16 protein-coding genes are annotated in these 14,580 nt (G+C 70.3%); 15 read left to right on the top strand and 1 reads right to left on the bottom strand.

The genetic code is table 11. The features are described from left to right. Position 1: 1 nt before the first annotated feature. Genes murD through ACWEIJ_RS17890 form a run of 5 tightly spaced genes read left to right on the top strand, consistent with a single transcriptional unit; the run spans position 2 to position 6,092 of the window. On the top strand, positions 2–1,369 hold the full coding sequence (murD, locus tag ACWEIJ_RS17870; RefSeq protein ID WP_449838272.1) for a UDP-N-acetylmuramoyl-L-alanine--D-glutamate ligase: 1,368 nt from the start codon (positions 2–4) through the stop codon (positions 1,367–1,369). After that, the gene (gene ftsW, locus ACWEIJ_RS17875) at positions 1,366–2,832 is read left to right on the top strand and encodes a putative lipid II flippase FtsW (RefSeq protein ID WP_449838273.1); all 1,467 of its coding nucleotides are present in this window, start codon (positions 1,366–1,368) and stop codon (positions 2,830–2,832) included. The genes murD and ftsW overlap by 4 nt, the downstream gene beginning before the upstream one ends. Before the next feature lie 28 nt (positions 2,833–2,860). Beyond that, complete coding sequence (gene murG, locus ACWEIJ_RS17880) at positions 2,861–3,964, top strand: undecaprenyldiphospho-muramoylpentapeptide beta-N-acetylglucosaminyltransferase (RefSeq protein WP_449838274.1); 1,104 nt, start codon at positions 2,861–2,863, stop codon at positions 3,962–3,964. Next, positions 3,961–5,343: a UDP-N-acetylmuramate--L-alanine ligase gene (murC, locus tag ACWEIJ_RS17885; protein WP_449838275.1), complete on the top strand. Its 1,383-nt coding sequence runs from the start codon at positions 3,961–3,963 to the stop codon at positions 5,341–5,343. Before murG ends, murC begins: the two co-directional genes overlap by 4 nt. Further along, a complete protein-coding gene (locus ACWEIJ_RS17890; protein ID WP_449838276.1) occupies positions 5,340–6,092 on the top strand; it encodes a cell division protein FtsQ/DivIB in 753 nt (250 codons plus the stop codon). Before murC ends, ACWEIJ_RS17890 begins: the two co-directional genes overlap by 4 nt. Before the next feature lie 138 nt (positions 6,093–6,230). Here ACWEIJ_RS17890 and ACWEIJ_RS17895 read toward each other — a convergent pair whose 3' ends face one another. Then, entirely contained in the window at positions 6,231–6,353 is a 123-nt protein-coding gene (locus ACWEIJ_RS17895) for a hypothetical protein (protein WP_449838277.1), read from the bottom strand. Between the two features lie 94 nt (positions 6,354–6,447). On the opposite strand from ACWEIJ_RS17895, the gene crtI reads away from it, so the two are divergent. From crtI to ACWEIJ_RS17945, 10 genes are all read left to right on the top strand, one after another. Then, a complete protein-coding gene (crtI, locus tag ACWEIJ_RS17900) occupies positions 6,448–7,863 on the top strand; it encodes a phytoene desaturase family protein (protein WP_449838278.1) in 1,416 nt (471 codons plus the stop codon). A gap of 27 nt (positions 7,864–7,890) precedes the next feature. Next, a complete protein-coding gene (locus tag ACWEIJ_RS17905) occupies positions 7,891–8,379 on the top strand; it encodes a DinB family protein (protein WP_449838279.1) in 489 nt (162 codons plus the stop codon). A 302-nt stretch (positions 8,380–8,681) separates the two neighbouring features. Next, positions 8,682–10,007, top strand: a complete 1,326-nt coding sequence (gene ftsZ, locus ACWEIJ_RS17910; RefSeq protein WP_449838280.1) for a cell division protein FtsZ — start codon at positions 8,682–8,684, stop codon at positions 10,005–10,007. A 344-nt stretch (positions 10,008–10,351) separates the two neighbouring features. Further along, positions 10,352–11,056 (top strand): peptidoglycan editing factor PgeF, encoded by a 705-nt coding sequence (gene pgeF / locus ACWEIJ_RS17915; protein ID WP_449838281.1) that lies wholly within the window; start codon positions 10,352–10,354, stop codon positions 11,054–11,056. After that, a complete protein-coding gene (locus ACWEIJ_RS17920; protein ID WP_449838282.1) occupies positions 11,053–11,751 on the top strand; it encodes a YggS family pyridoxal phosphate-dependent enzyme in 699 nt (232 codons plus the stop codon). Before pgeF ends, ACWEIJ_RS17920 begins: the two co-directional genes overlap by 4 nt. A gap of 67 nt (positions 11,752–11,818) precedes the next feature. Beyond that, complete coding sequence (locus ACWEIJ_RS17925; RefSeq protein ID WP_109633614.1) at positions 11,819–12,472, top strand: cell division protein SepF; 654 nt, start codon at positions 11,819–11,821, stop codon at positions 12,470–12,472. Positions 12,473–12,491: 19 nt separating this feature from the next. Then, entirely contained in the window at positions 12,492–12,767 is a 276-nt protein-coding gene (locus ACWEIJ_RS17930) for a YggT family protein (protein WP_449838615.1), read from the top strand. A 47-nt stretch (positions 12,768–12,814) separates the two neighbouring features. Continuing rightward, positions 12,815–13,633: a DivIVA-like cell division protein Wag31 gene (gene wag31, locus ACWEIJ_RS17935; RefSeq protein WP_355435478.1), complete on the top strand. Its 819-nt coding sequence runs from the start codon at positions 12,815–12,817 to the stop codon at positions 13,631–13,633. Positions 13,634–13,648: 15 nt separating this feature from the next. Continuing rightward, the gene (locus ACWEIJ_RS17940; protein WP_449838283.1) at positions 13,649–14,173 is read left to right on the top strand and encodes a hypothetical protein; all 525 of its coding nucleotides are present in this window, start codon (positions 13,649–13,651) and stop codon (positions 14,171–14,173) included. Then, on the top strand, positions 14,160–14,579 hold the full coding sequence (locus ACWEIJ_RS17945; RefSeq protein ID WP_449838284.1) for an ester cyclase: 420 nt from the start codon (positions 14,160–14,162) through the stop codon (positions 14,577–14,579). Before ACWEIJ_RS17940 ends, ACWEIJ_RS17945 begins: the two co-directional genes overlap by 14 nt. The last annotated feature ends 1 nt before the right edge of the window (position 14,580 follow it).

Below are 14,580 nucleotides of genomic sequence, written 5' to 3' on the forward strand. Positions count from 1 at the left end.
GATGACGAAGCTGGCCGGTTCACGGGTACTGGTCGCCGGTGCTGGCGTGACCGGCCGGTCCGCCGCCGAGGCGTTGCTCGCGGCGGGCGCCGAGGTCGTGGTGACGGACTCGTCGCCGGAACGGCTGATGGCGCTGGAGACGCTGCTGGACGGCGTCGAGCTGGTGCCCGGGCTGGCCGAACCGCCCGCGGGCACCTCGCTGGTCGTCACGAGCCCCGGCTGGCAGCCGTCGAGCCCGCTGCTCGCGGCCGCCGCGTCGGCGGGCATCGAGGTGATCGGCGAGGTCGAGCTGGCCTGGCGGATGGCCGCCGAGCTGGCCGACCCGCCGGTGTGGCTCGCCGTGACCGGCACGAACGGCAAGACCACCACGGTCGGCATGCTGGAGTCGATCCTGCACGCGGCCGGTGCGGACGCCGTGGCGTGCGGCAACGTCGGCCTGCCCGTGGTGGACGCGCTGCTGGCCGGGCGCCGGGTGCTCGCGGTGGAGCTGTCGAGCTTCCAGCTGCACTGGGCGCCGTCGGTGCGGCCGCAGGCGGGCGCGCTGCTCAACCTCGCCGAGGACCACCTCGACTGGCACGGCGGCATGGACGCCTACGCGCAGGCCAAGGCCCGGATCCTCACCGGTGACGTGGCGATCGGCTGGCTCGACGACGACCTCGTCGTCGACCTGCTGGAGGCCTCGCCCGCCCGTGACCGGATCGGATTCACCCTGGACGAGCCGCTTGCAGGCCAGCTCGGCGTGCGCGACGGCTGGCTGGTCGACCGCGCGTTCGCCGACGACGAGCCGCTGGTCGAGGTGGCGAAGATCCGCCCGGCCGGCCCTCCCGGCATCGCGGACGCTCTCGCCGCCACGGCGCTGGCACGGGCCTACGGGGTGCCGTCCGAGGCCGTGCGCGAGGGTCTGGAGGCGTTCGAACCCGCTGCGCACCGCGCGGTGCTCGTCGCCGTCGACTCGTCCGGCATCCAGTACGTCAACGACTCGAAGGCGACGAACCCGCACGCCGCGGTGGCGTCGCTGCGGGCGTTCGACAGCGTCGTCTGGATCGCCGGTGGCCTGCTCAAGGGCGCGTCGGTCGACGAGATGGTGCGCACCGAGGCGCACCGGCTGCGCGGCGCGGTGCTGATCGGCCAGGACCGCCAGGTCATCGCGGACGCTCTGGCGCGACACGCGCCGGATGTCCCCGTTCGTGTGCTTGACACAGGGGACGATGAGCCCATGACCGTCGCGGTACGGGCTGCTCAGGAACTCGCGAGGCCGGGGGACACCGTGCTGCTCGCGCCGGCGGCAGCCTCCATGGACATGTTCACCGACTACGCCCATCGCGGGCAGGCTTTCACGGCCGCGGTGCAGGAGCTCATCGGCCGATGACTGTCGTCGCGGAGAAGACGAGGCCCAAGCGCAAGGTGCGGCCGGCGGGTCGCATCGCGTCGTTGCGCGGCGGGCTGACCGCGTGGCTGAGCCGTCCGCTCGCCGACTTCCACCTGCTGCTCGCGATCTTCGGCATGCTCACCGTGCTCGGTCTGGTGATGGTGCTGTCGGCGTCGGCGCCGGGCCAGGTCGCGTCGGGTGTGTCGGCGTACAGCGTGTTCCAGAAGCAGCTGATCTTCGTGTGCGTGGGTGCCGTGCTGTTCTGGCTGGTGCTGCGGTTCCCGCTCAGACGGCTGCGGCACCTCTCGACGGCCGCGATGGGCATCGGCGTGCTGCTGCTGGCGCTGGTGCTGACGCCGCTGGGCGATGTCCGCGGTGGCGCCCGGTCGTGGTTCACCGTGGGGCCGATCTCGTTCCAGCCGATCGAGGCCGTGAAGCTCGCGCTGGCGTTGTGGGGCGCGCACGTCCTGGTCACCAAGCGGGCGTTGCTCTCGCAGTACCGGCACCTGCTGGTGCCCGTCGTGCCGGTCGCGATGCTGGTGTTCGCGCTGGTCATGCTGCAGCCCGACCTCGGCGGCACGATCACGCTCGGCGTGGTGCTGATCAGCCTGCTGTGGTTCGTGGGCGCGCCGATGCGGTTGTTCGGCGTGATCGCCGGCGGTGCGCTGGCCGGTGCGGTCGTGCTCGCGATCGGTGCCGCGTACCGGCTGCAGCGCGTGACGTCGTTCCTCGACCCCAACGCCGATCCGCAGGGAGCGGGTCTGCAGGCGCGGCAGGCGATGTTCGCGCTGGCCGAGGGCGGGTTCTTCGGCAAGGGGCTCGCGCAGGGCAGCTCGCAGTGGCGGTACCTGCCCAACGTCGAGTCGGACTTCATCTTCGCGGTCATCGGCGAGGAGCTCGGGTTCGTCGGGTGCGGGCTGGTGCTGGCGCTGTTCGGCGGCCTCGCGTGGATCGGCCTGCGGGTGGCGGCGCGCAACACCGACCCGTGGATCCGGATCGTGTCCGCGACGCTGACGGTGTGGCTGGTCGCGCAGGCCGCGATCAACATCGGCTACGTCGTGCGGCTGCTGCCGGTCACCGGCATCACGCTGCCGATGATCTCCTCCGGCGGCACGTCCGTCGTGATGACCATGATCGTGTTCGGCATCCTCGCGAACTGCGCGCGGCACGAGCCCGACGCGGTGGCGGCGCTGCGGTCGCTCGGTCCCGGCCGGGTCGGCGGCCTGCTCAAGCTGCCCGCGCCCGAGGCGTACCGGCCGCCGCCCAAGCGCAAGCCGGTCCGCCCGTCCACGCCTCCGCGCGCACCGGGCAGACGCACCGCGCAACTCCCGGTCGTCGACGAACGTCGTATGGCAGGAAGGTCCGCTCCACCGTCGGAGTACCGTCGCCGCGAAACACGGCGGGTGAACCAGAGCCGTTCCGAACAAGGCCGGTCGACCCGCGGTCGCGGGCGATACAACTGATCCCTGAGCTCAACACCGGAGGCAAGTCTTGACCGGGCACCCCGCCCCCAGTGGTCCGTGCGTCGTCGTCGCAGGTGGTGGCACCGCGGGACACATCGAGCCGGCACTGGCGCTGGCCGACGCGGTCATGCGGCTGCGACCGGACGCACGTGTCGTCGCGCTCGGCACCGCGCGCGGCCTGGAGACCAAGATCGTGCCGTCCCGCGGGTACCCGCTGGAGCTGATCCCGCCGGTGCCGATGCCGCGCAAGCCCACGCTGGACCTGCTGAAGCTGCCGTTGAACGTGCGCGGCGCGGTGAAGCAGACGCGTGAGGTCCTCGAACGCGTCGGCGCGGACGTCGTCGTCGGGTTCGGCGGCTACGTGGCGCTGCCCGCCTACCTGGCCGCGCGCGGCCGCGTGCCGATCGTCGTGCACGAGGCCAACGCCAAGGCCGGTCTCGCGAACAAGGTCGGCGCCAAGTTCGCCGAGCACGTCGCGGCGGCCGTGCCGGACTCCGGGCTGACCGACGCGCAGATCATCGGCATCCCGCTGCGCCAGTCCATCACGACGCTCGACCGCGCGGCGTTGCGCGACGAGGCCCGCCGGTTCTTCGGCCTGGACCCGCACGCGCCGACGCTGCTGGTGTTCGGCGGCTCGCAGGGCGCGCGGTCGATCAACGAGGCGGTGGCACCGGTGGCCGCCGAGTTCGCCCGTGCCGGCGTCGGCGTGCTGCACGCGTACGGCCCGAAGAACTCCGTTGCCGTGCAACAGGTTCCGGGCGCGCCCGCGTACGTGCCGGTGCCGTACCTGGAGCGCATGGACCTCGCGTACGCCGCCGCGGACGCCGTGCTGTGCCGTTCGGGTGCGATGACCGTCGCCGAGGTGTCGGCGGTCGGTCTGCCCGCGGTGTTCGTGCCGCTGCCGATCGGCAACGGCGAGCAGGCCCTCAACGCCGGCCCGGTCGTGGCCGCGGGTGGTGGCCTGCTGGTGCCGGACGACGAGCTGACGCCCGAGAAGGTCGCGTCGCTGGTGGTGCCGCTGGTGGCGGACCGCAACCGGTTGGCGCAGATGTCCGCCGCGACGCTGGGCACCGGCCGTCGTGAGGCCGACGAGGTCCTGGCCCGCACCGTGCTGGAGGTGATCAAGAAGTGAGCCTCGAACGCGTTCACCTCGTGGGCATCGGCGGTGCCGGCATGAGCGGCATCGCCAGGATCCTGCTCGCGCGCGGCGCGCAGGTGTCCGGTTCGGACGCCAAGGACTCGCGGACCGTGCTGGCGTTGCGCGCCCAGGGCGCGCGGATCGCCGTCGGGCACGACGCCGCGAACCTGGACCAGCTGGTCGGCGGACCCACCGAGGTCGTGGTGTCGACCGCGATCAAACCGTCGAACCCGGAGTACTCGGCCGCGCTCGAACGCGGCGTCACGGTGCTGCGCCGGGCAGAGGCGCTGGCCGGGTTGATGGAAGACCACCGGGTGGTGTGTGTTGCCGGCACGCACGGCAAGACGTCGACCACGTCGATGTTGACCGTCGCGTTGCAGCACTGCCGGTTGGACCCGTCGTTCGCCATCGGTGGTGACCTCAACGAGTCCGGTGCCAACGCGCACCAGGGCACCGGCGGGGTGTTCGTGGCGGAGGCGGACGAGTCCGACGGCTCGTTCCTGTTCTTCTCGCCGTCGGTCGCCGTCGTGACGAACGTCGAGGCGGACCACCTCGACCACCACGGCACCGTTGAGGCGTACACGGCCGTGTTCGACTCGTTCCTCGACCGGATCGTGCCGGGCGGCGTGCTGGTGTCCTGTGTGGACGATCCAGGGGCCGCGCGGCTGATCTCGGAGGCTCGTGCCCGCGGCATCCGCGTGCGCGAGTACGGCCGGACCGCCGCGGACGCGCGGATCATCGACTACAAGCCGTCGGAGAGCGGTGGCCTGGCGTCGGTCGAGATCGACGGCGTGGCGGTCGAGGTCCAGGTCGCGGTGCCGGGCGAGCACATGGCGTTGAACGCCGTCGCCGCTCTGCTGGCCGGCCTGGAGCTCGGTGCCGACCAGGCCGGACTGCTGGAAGGCCTGGCGGCGTTCGGTGGGGTGCGGCGGCGGTTCGAGTTCAAGGGCCGTGCCGGTGGCGTGTCGGTCTACGACGACTACGCGCACCACCCGACCGAGGTCGACGCACAGCTGCGTGCGGCGCGTCCGGTCGCCGCGGCGGGACGTGTTGTCGTGGTGTTCCAACCACATCTGTATTCGCGCACCCGCATGTTCGCCAGTGAGTTCGCCGCTGCTCTGTCGCTGGCGGACGAGGTCGTCGTGCTGGACGTGTACGGCGCCCGCGAGGAACCGGAACCCGGTGTCTCCGGCGCGCTGATCGCCGACCAGGTAACGGCTTCCGTGCACTACGAGCCCTCGTTCGACCGCGTGCCCGCACTTGTGGCGTCACTGGTCCGCGAGGGCGACCTGGTGGTCACCATGGGGGCGGGCGACGTGACGATGCTCGGCCCCGAGATCGTCAGCGCACTGGCAGACGAAGAGCAGGCGTGAGCGCCCCGGTTCGTGGCAGGTCCACGCGAGTTCGCCAAGCCTCGAACCGGAGGCCGAAGAGCGCTGAGTACCGGGCGCGGCGCAAGGTCATCCTGCGCCGCCGCCTGGTCGCGTTGCTGACGTTGCTGTCCATCGTCGGCTTGTCGTACAGCGTGTTCTTCACGCCGTTGCTGGGCGTCCACCAAGTAGACGTGCACGGCGCCGTGGTGCTGACCGACGACGAAGTCCGCCGCGCCGCCGCCATCGAGCCCGGCTCCCCGTTGGTGCGACTGGACCTCGCCGGCATCCGCGAGCGCGTGGCCGCCGTGCCCCGCGTCGCCACCGTCGAGGTGGAACGCCAGCTGCCGGGCACGGTCCGGTTGCTGATCAGCGAACGCGTACCCGTCGGCTCGGTGAAGCTGCCCGACGGCTTCCACCTCGTCGACTCGACCGGCAAGGACTACGCCGTCCTCCCCGCGGCGGCACCGGGCGTGCCGGAACTCGTCCTGGCCGCGCCGTCGCCCGCGGACCCGGCCACTCGCGCCGTGGTCGGGGTGTTGAACGAGCTACCGGAAAAGCTGCGGCCCGACGTGGTGGCGTTGTCGGCCACGTCCGGTGCCGACGTGAAGGTGACGTTGTCCGGCAATCGCGTGGTGAAGTGGGGCGGTTCCGACGACACGCCGCGCAAGGCCGCGGTGCTGCTGGTGCTGCTTTCCCGGCCGGGCACGGCGTACGACGTGTCATCTCCTGACCTGGCCACGGTTTCCTAGCCGAACGCCGGCGACCCTGGTGCCGGCGAGCGAGGGATCATGGCCGCGGTGTCGGTGGCCGGGACGGGGTGGGGAACCGGCGCGGACGCCGGTACGGGGACCGCGGAGTCGGTTGTGAGCACACGGTTGCCGCCCGCCTCAGCCGTTCGCCCGCAGCGCTGTCGCGACCCGCACGAGCAGGCTGCCCAACCTGCTTGTGACGAGTTCCAACACGATCGCTTCGATGACGAGCGAACGCACGGACGCGGGTGCGGGTGCCAAGACGAGCCTCCTGGTTGTGAACGACTACCGTGCTCATCGGACTGCTCCGCGCGGCATTAGCCGTATTGGCCGTTGTCACCCGAAGGAAGTACGCATGGCAGGACACGTCGTGGTGGTGGGCGCTGGACTTGCCGGGTTGTCGGCCGCGTTGCACCTGCGGGGCACCGGTCACCGGGTCACGGTGCTCGAAAAGGCCGACGTGCCAGGGGGTCGTGCCGGGACCGTCCGGGTGGGTGGGTTCACGGCGGACAGCGGGCCGACGGTGCTGACCATGCCGCAGTACCTGGACGAGGCGTTCGCCGCGGTGGGGGAGCGGTTGCCGGACTGGCTGACGCTCGACCGGGTCGATCCCGCCTACCACGCGCGGTTCGCGGACGGGTCGCGGATCGCCGTGCACACCGATGCCGCCGCGATGGAGGACGAGGTCCACAACGTCTGCGGGGCAAGGGAAGCCGCCGGGTACCGGGCGCTGCGGCGGTGGCTGGGCGAGTTGTACGCGGTGCAGCGCGAGCACTTCATCGGCGCCAACTTCGACTCTCCGCTGGACCTCGTGCGGCCGGAGTTGGTGAAACTGGCCGCGCTGGGCGGGTTCGGCCGGCTGGAGCCGCAGTTGCGGCGGTTCATCACCGACGAGCGGCTGATTCGGCTGTTCTCGTTCCAGGCTTTGTACGCCGGAGTTCCGCCGCAACAAGCCCTCGCGGCGTACGGGGTCATCGCGTACATGGACACCATCGCGGGCGTGTACTACCCGCGCGGTGGGATGCATGCGGTGCCGCAAGCGCTTGCCGCGGCGGCGACCAAGCACGGTGCGGAGTTTCGTTACGGCGCAACGGTCACCCGGCTGGAGTGGAGAGGCGCGCGCGTCACGGCCGTTCACACCGCGGAGGAGCGGATCGCGGCGGACGCGGTCGTGCTGGCGTGCGAGCTACCGGACGCGTACCGGTTGCTCGGGAAGCGTCCGCGGCGGCTGCTCAAGCACCGTTGGTCGCCGTCGGCCGTGGTGCTGCACGCCGCGACGGACCGCACGTGGGACCTCGGCCACCACAACATCCTGTTCGGGGCGGCGTGGCGTGAGGCGTTCGCCGAGATCGTCCACAAGGGACGGTTGATGTCGGACCCGTCGTTGCTCGTCACGCACGCGCAGGACGGTCTGCACTACGTGCTGGCGCCGTGCCCGAACCTCGGCACGGCGCCGATCGACTGGCCGCGCATCGGTCCGCGGTACCGCGACGAGCTCGTCGCCGAACTCGAAAGACGCGGACTCGACGGGTTCGGCAGCGCCGTCGAGGACGAGCTGCTCGTCACGCCGGTGGACTGGGGCAACGCCGCGGGCACGCCGTTCGGCCTCGCGCACACCTTCGCCCAGACCGGGCCGTTCCGGCCGCGCAACGTGGTGGCCGGCGCCGGGAACGTGGCACTGGCGGGCGCGGGCACCACGCCGGGCGTCGGGGTGCCGCCGGTGCTCATCTCCGGGCGGCTCGCGGCCCAGCGGATAAATGCGATGCGGTGACGAAGACGCTCCTGCAGGCTGCGCCGCATGACACGTACCGCACCACCGCTCGTCGCCGATGAACGCGCGACGTACACGGCCCTGCTGGACTACCTGCGCGCCACCATCGAGCTGAAGGTCGAGGGTCTGCCGGACGACGACGCGACGCGCGCGGTGCTGCCGTCGAAGCTGACGACGGCCGCGGGTGTGGTGAAGCACGTGCGGTGGATGGAGCACCACTGGTTCGAGGTGGTGCTCGCCGGCCGGGAGTCGCGCGCGCCGTACACGATGGAAGATCCCGACGCGGACTGGCGCGTCGAGCCGGGCGAGACGCTGGCCGGGCTGCTCGCGGACTACCGGCGGCAGTGCGAGATCAGCCGGGAGATCCTCGGCGACCTCGACCAGGTGGTGCCGTTCCGCGGCGATCGGGAGGTCTCGGCCCGGTGGGTGCTCGCCCACGTCATCGAGGAGACCGGCCGGCACGCAGGTCAGCTGGACGTGGTCAGGGAGCTGCTGGACGGCACCACCGGCGACTAGGTCGCGTCTTCTTCTCCGAAGCAGTGGGCGAGACGATCTCTGATTCGGGGTCCGACTAGGCTTGTGGTGCGGCGTGCACAGTGCCGTGCGCCCTACTTGACGGCACGACCGGGGAGTAGTAGCGCACAGTGTTGGGACCCTACGGCGCGCCTGCTGGACCGACGCACCGCCGGTGCTTACCGTCCAGCAGGAACATATGGGGTTGACATAACTCTGAGTCTCGATGAGAGGTTGAGAGTTTCAATCCGGGTGCATCACCACCCAGCACCACAGCACGGACCACGATCAGGAAGGCGGATCCGATGACGCCCCCGCACAACTACCTCGCGGTGATCAAGGTCGTCGGCATCGGTGGTGGCGGCGTCAACGCCGTCAACCGCATGATCGAGGTCGGGCTCAAGGGCGTCGAGTTCATCGCGGTGAACACCGACGCACAGGCCTTGCTGATGTCTGATGCCGACGTCAAGCTCGACATCGGCCGCGAGTTGACGCGCGGCCTCGGTGCCGGCGCGAACCCGGAGGTCGGGCACAAGGCCGCCGAAGACCACCGCGAGGAGATCGAGGAGGTCCTCAAGGGGGCCGACATGGTCTTCGTGACCGCCGGTGAGGGCGGCGGCACGGGCACCGGCGGCGCGCCGGTGGTGGCCTCGATCGCCCGCAAGCTCGGCGCGCTGACCATCGGTGTCGTCACCCGGCCGTTCTCGTTCGAGGGCAAGCGCCGCGCCAAGCAGGCGGAAGACGGCATCCAGGCGCTGCGCAACGAGTGCGACACGCTGATCGTCATCCCCAACGACCGACTGCTCCAGCTGGGTGACATCGGTGTCAGCCTGATGGACGCGTTCCGCTCGGCCGACGAGGTCCTGCTCTCCGGTGTTCAGGGCATCACCGACCTGATCACCACCCCCGGTCTGATCAACCTGGACTTCGCCGACGTCAAGTCGGTCATGTCCGGTGCCGGCTCGGCGTTGATGGGCATCGGTTCCGCGCGCGGTGAGGGTCGCGCCGTCCAGGCCGCGCAGAAGGCGATCAACTCGCCGCTGCTGGAGGCCTCGATGGAGGGCGCGCACGGCGTGCTGCTCTCGATCGCGGGTGGCTCCGACCTGGGCCTGTTCGAGATCAACGAGTCCGCGTCGCTGGTCCAGGAGGCCGCGCACCCGGACGCGAACATCATCTTCGGTACGGTCATCGACGACTCGCTCGGCGACGAGGTCCGCGTCACGGTGATCGCGGCCGGGTTCGATGGCGGCGGCCCCACGCACAAGAAGCTGGAGCCGACGGCGCTGTCCTCGCCGCCCAGGACGGCCTCCGGGCCGATCGCCACGGCGACGGCCGCGCCGACGCACGCACCGGCGCCACAGCCGGTCGCGCAGACCCACACCCCGCCGCCCGTGGTGCAGGCGCCTCCGCCGGTGTCCCAGCCGGCACCTCAGCCCGCGCCCCAGCCCGCGGTGCCGGTGACGCCGCCGCCCACGACGGTGCCGCCGCAGCCTTCGCCGGTGCAGGGCAACGGGTACGTGCCCTCGGTGCCGCGGTCGCTGTCGCAGAACGGGTCGTTGCCGTCGCGTCCGGTGCCGGTGACCGATGATCCGGACGACGAGGTGGACGTGCCGCCGTTCATGCGGCGCTGATCGTTCGCTTGGCGATCTTGTCGGACCCCCTGAGTAGCGTTTGGGCTCAGGGGGTCTTCGGTTTGAGGGGACGCCTGCGGGAGCTTGCCTTGGGGCGGGTGGTCGCCTTGCGCGTTCCGGGTCCGTGGGTGGGCGCGCTGGCGCCAGGCGGTTGCGTTGCTGGACGCGACCGGGCGGGTGGTCACCTCGCTCAGGACGGGTTGCGTTTTAGGGCTTTCGGGGCTCCGCCCCGGACCCCGCCAATCCGATCGAGGACCGGGTTCGTGTGGAAAGACGGCTCGGCTGCGCCATCGCTGGGCCTCGCCTTCGGCTTCGGTGTGGGTGTGGCGAACTAGGGTGTGGTTGTGCGTATTCGTCGTGTCGTCACCACTCGCGCTGGTGGCGTGTCCAAGGCCCCGTACGACTCGTTCAACCTCGGCGACCACGTCGGGGACGACGAGAAGGCGGTGGAGGCCAACCGCGCCCGGCTCGCCGAGGGCATCGGGCTCACGCCGGATCGTTTGGTGTGGATGGAACAGGTGCACGGCCGGACGGTCGGTGTGGTCGACGGGCCGCGGGACGAACCGTTGGAGGCCACCGACGCCGTCGTGACGAAACAGCCTGGTCTCGGGCTCGTGGTGCTGACCGCGGACTGCGTGCCGGTGCTGCTCGGCGACGAGGAGGCCGGGGTCGTCGGCGCGGTTCACGCCGGGCGTGTCGGGGCTCGTGTCGGGGTGGTCGTCGAGGCGCTCAAGGCGATGCTGGCGCAGGGTGCCGAGCTCGAACGGATCGAGGTCCTGCTCGGGCCGGCGGTGTGCGGTGAGTGCTACGAGGTGCCTGCCGAGATGCAGAAGGACGTCGAGAAGCACCTGCCGGGCAGCGCCTCGAAGTCGCGCAAGGGTACGCCCGCGCTCGATCTGCGGGCCGGGCTGTGGAACCAGCTGGCGAGTGCCGGGGTGGGCAGGATCGGCGTCGATCCGCGGTGCACGTTCGAGGAGAAGGACCTCTTCAGTCACCGCCGGCAGGCCCCGACCGGGCGGCTCGCGTCGGTTGTCTGGATCGAGCCGTGAACAGGCGGGAGGAGCTCGCCGCGAACCTCGCCGAGGTCGAGGAGCGCATCGCGAGGGCCTGCGAGGCCGCCGGGCGTGATCGTGCCGAAGTGATGTTGCTCGCGGTGACGAAAACCTGGCCCGCGAGCGATGTGGAGATCCTTCACGAACTCGGTTTGCGGAACTTCGCGGAAAACCGCGATCAGGAAGCGAGCGCGAAGGTCGGCCAATTGAGACATCTCGAAGGTGCGAGATGGCACATGGTCGGCAGATTGCAGCGGAACAAGGCGAAGTCCGTCGTCGAGTGGGCGGATCAGGTCGACTCGGTCGACAGCGTGAGATTGGCCGAGGCGCTCGCGAGGGCCGCGCACGCGAAAGGCGTCAAGCTCGACGTGTTGTTGCAGGTCAGCATCGACGGCGACACCTCGCGCGGCGGTTGCGCGATTCCCGATGTGCCGGAACTGGCTGGCGCGATCACTCGTTCGGGTGATCTTATTCTTCGCGGTGCGATGACTGTCGCTCCCTTGACGATGAAGCCATCGCAGGCGTTTGAGGCGTTGGCGTCAGTGGTATCAGGCCTACGTGATGATCATCCCACTGCCACCCGGGTGTCAGCGGGGATGAGCGGAGACCTGGAAGATGCCATCTCGCACGGATCGACCTGTGTGCGTGTCGGAACGGCGTTGCTCGGGAGTCGACGGCTAACGTTGCCGTAGGTTGTCGGGAACCTCGGGACCGTCCGCACCGTCCCTAAGAGTGGGGCACCGCCGAGGAGGGGCTGGAATGAGCGCTTTGCACAAGCTGAAGGCCTACTTCGGGATGGTCCCCGCCGAGTACGCAGACGACCCCGGCTACGACGACGACCGCGGTCGCTACGGCGACTACCGGTCCGAGTACGCGGCCGAGGCCGACGACTACGACCCCTATCCGCGGCGCAGCCGCGTGTTCACGCCGGGCCGGTCGGAGCTTCAGGGCTCCGGGTACCGGGCCGACATCGACGAGTCGGACGACTACGAGCCGGAGTCGCGGCGCGGGGGCAGCCCCTCGAGCACGCGGCGCTGGAGCGCCGATGCACCCGTGCACGGCGCACTCGCGGTCGAGCCGCAGCGCGAGCCCGTGAGCAGGCTGCGCCCGGTCGCCGAGCCGGCAGGCAACCCGTTGGCGCGCATCACCACGCTTCACCCCCGTAACTACAGCGAGGCGCGCACGATCGGGGAGCACTACCGCGACGGCACTCCGGTGATCCTGAACCTGACCGACATGGACGACGCGGACGCCAAGCGTCTCGTCGACTTCTCGGCGGGTCTCGCGTTCGCTCTGCGCGGGTCCATGGACAAGATCACCAGCAGGGTGTTCCTTCTCTCACCGCCCAACGTTGACGTGACGGCGGAGGACCGGCGGAAGCTGGCCGAGGGCGGGTTCGGCAACCACGGTTAGAGTTGACCCCGTGGACCCGATCCGTCTCGTCATCTTCTACCTCCTGTTCGCGTTCTCCCTGTTCCTGACCGCGCGTGTCGTGGTCGAGATGGTGAGGACGTTCGCGAGGGAGTGGCGCCCTGCGGGCGGCGTGGCCGTGACGCTGGAGACCGTTTACTCCGTGACCGACCCACCGGTCCGTTTCGTCCGTCGGTTGATCCCGACTGTGCGGATCGGGGGCGTCGGGCTGGACCTATCGATTATTGTGCTGTGGCTGGTCGTTATCATTCTGATGCGATTCGCAGATCCCAGGTGACGGGGAACCGGGGATGACCGCAGCCCAGGAGTGCGAGAGGTGATCCGATGCCGTTGACCCCCGCTGACGTGCACAACGTCGCGTTCAGCAAGCCGCCGATTGGCAAGCGGGGCTACAACGAGGACGAGGTGGACGCGTTCCTCGACCTGGTTGAGGGCGAACTGGCCCGCTTGATCGAGGAGAACAACGACCTCCGTCAGCAGGTCGAGCAGCTCGACCAGCAGCTCGAGACCGCACGCGCCGACCTCGACGACGCGCGCGCAAAGGCTTCTTCCAGCCCCATGACGACCCGCGTCCCGGTGGTCGAGGAGCCGCGCCGCCTGGCGCCGGTCCCGCCGCCGTCGGTGCTGGAGCAGACGTCCCCTGGCGGGGGCGGCGACCACCACGTGCAGGCCGCGAAGGTCCTGGGTCTGGCCCAGGAGATGGCGGACCGGCTGACCGGCGAGGCCAAGGCCGAAGCCGACGGCATGCTGTCCGAGGCCCGCACGAAGTCGGAGCAGTTGCTGTCCGAGGCCCGTGCCAAGGCCGACACGATGGTCAACGAGGCGCGCACGCGTGCCGAGACCATGCTGAACGACGCGCGCACGCGCGCTGAGACGCTTGAGCGGCAGGCCCGTGAGAAGGCCACCGCGCTCGACCGCGACGCGCAGCGCAAGCACGCCGAGGTGATGGGCAACATCACCCAGGAGAAGAACACGCTCGAGAAGCAGATCGACAAGCTGCAGACGTTCGAGCGCGAGTACCGCACGCGACTCAAGACGATGCTCGAGTCGTCCCTGCGCGACCTGCAGGACCGCGGCCCGGCCGCGCCGTCCGAGGGCCGTTCCCAGGGTTACTCCTTCGGCGCACGCGCCGAAGCGGGCTGAACTACTGTTCATTAGGTGCTCTTCGTAGTTCTGCTTCTGGTGCTGGCCGCCCTCGGGTTGCTCGTGCCTGCGCTGACCACGTCCAACACGATCTGGGCGTGGTCGTCCGTGGGCGCGAGCGTGCTCGCCGCCCTGGTCCTGCTCTGGGACTGGTGGCGACGACGTCCGGGGGTCCCCGCGGCCGTCGCGCAGAGTGTAGATCAACTAGCTGTAGCTGATGATCAACGGGTAGTGGTTGCGCCAGAGATCTCGTCTGGAGCCGACACACCGCCCGCTGACGAAGAACCACCGGAAGAGGACACCGACGCGGCGGACCTGCTCGTCGTGGCCGATCTGGTGGACGAGGTGCGGGTGCTGGACGAGCGGCCCCGGTACCACCTGAGCTCGTGTTCCTGGCTCGCCGGGAGGCCCACGCTGGGCCTCCCGGTGCAGGAGGCACGCCAGTTGCAGTTCACGCCGTGCGCCGTGTGCCGGCCGGATGCGACGTTGGTGTCCCGGCATCGCACGCCCCGTCAGGAGGTCACCGATGAGCGCGGCTGAGAACAAGGAAGTCGTCCGCCGGTTCCTCGACGAGGTCGTGGGCCAGGGCCAGTTCGACCTCGCCGACGAGCTGTGCGCCCCCGACGTGGTCAACCACGCCGCGGCGCCCGAACGCCGGCACGGCGTCGAGAACATCAAGGCCGTCCTCGGCTTCTCCCTCGGTGCACAGCCGGATCAGCGCTGGGTCGAAAGGCACTTCATCGCCGACGGCGACCTCGTGGTGGTCTACGGCCGCCGTGACGGCACCTGGCAGGCGCCGGGCTTCCGCGGCGTGCCCACCCCGTCGGGCGGAGAGGTGTCGGTCGAGCTCGCCCACATGTTCCGGCTGCGCGACGCCAAGATCGTCGAGCACTGGGCGGTGCGCGACGACCTCGGCATGCTGCAGCAGCTGGGCGCTATCGGCTGAC

The sequence above is a fragment of the Lentzea sp. NPDC004789 genome (genome assembly GCF_053601075.1).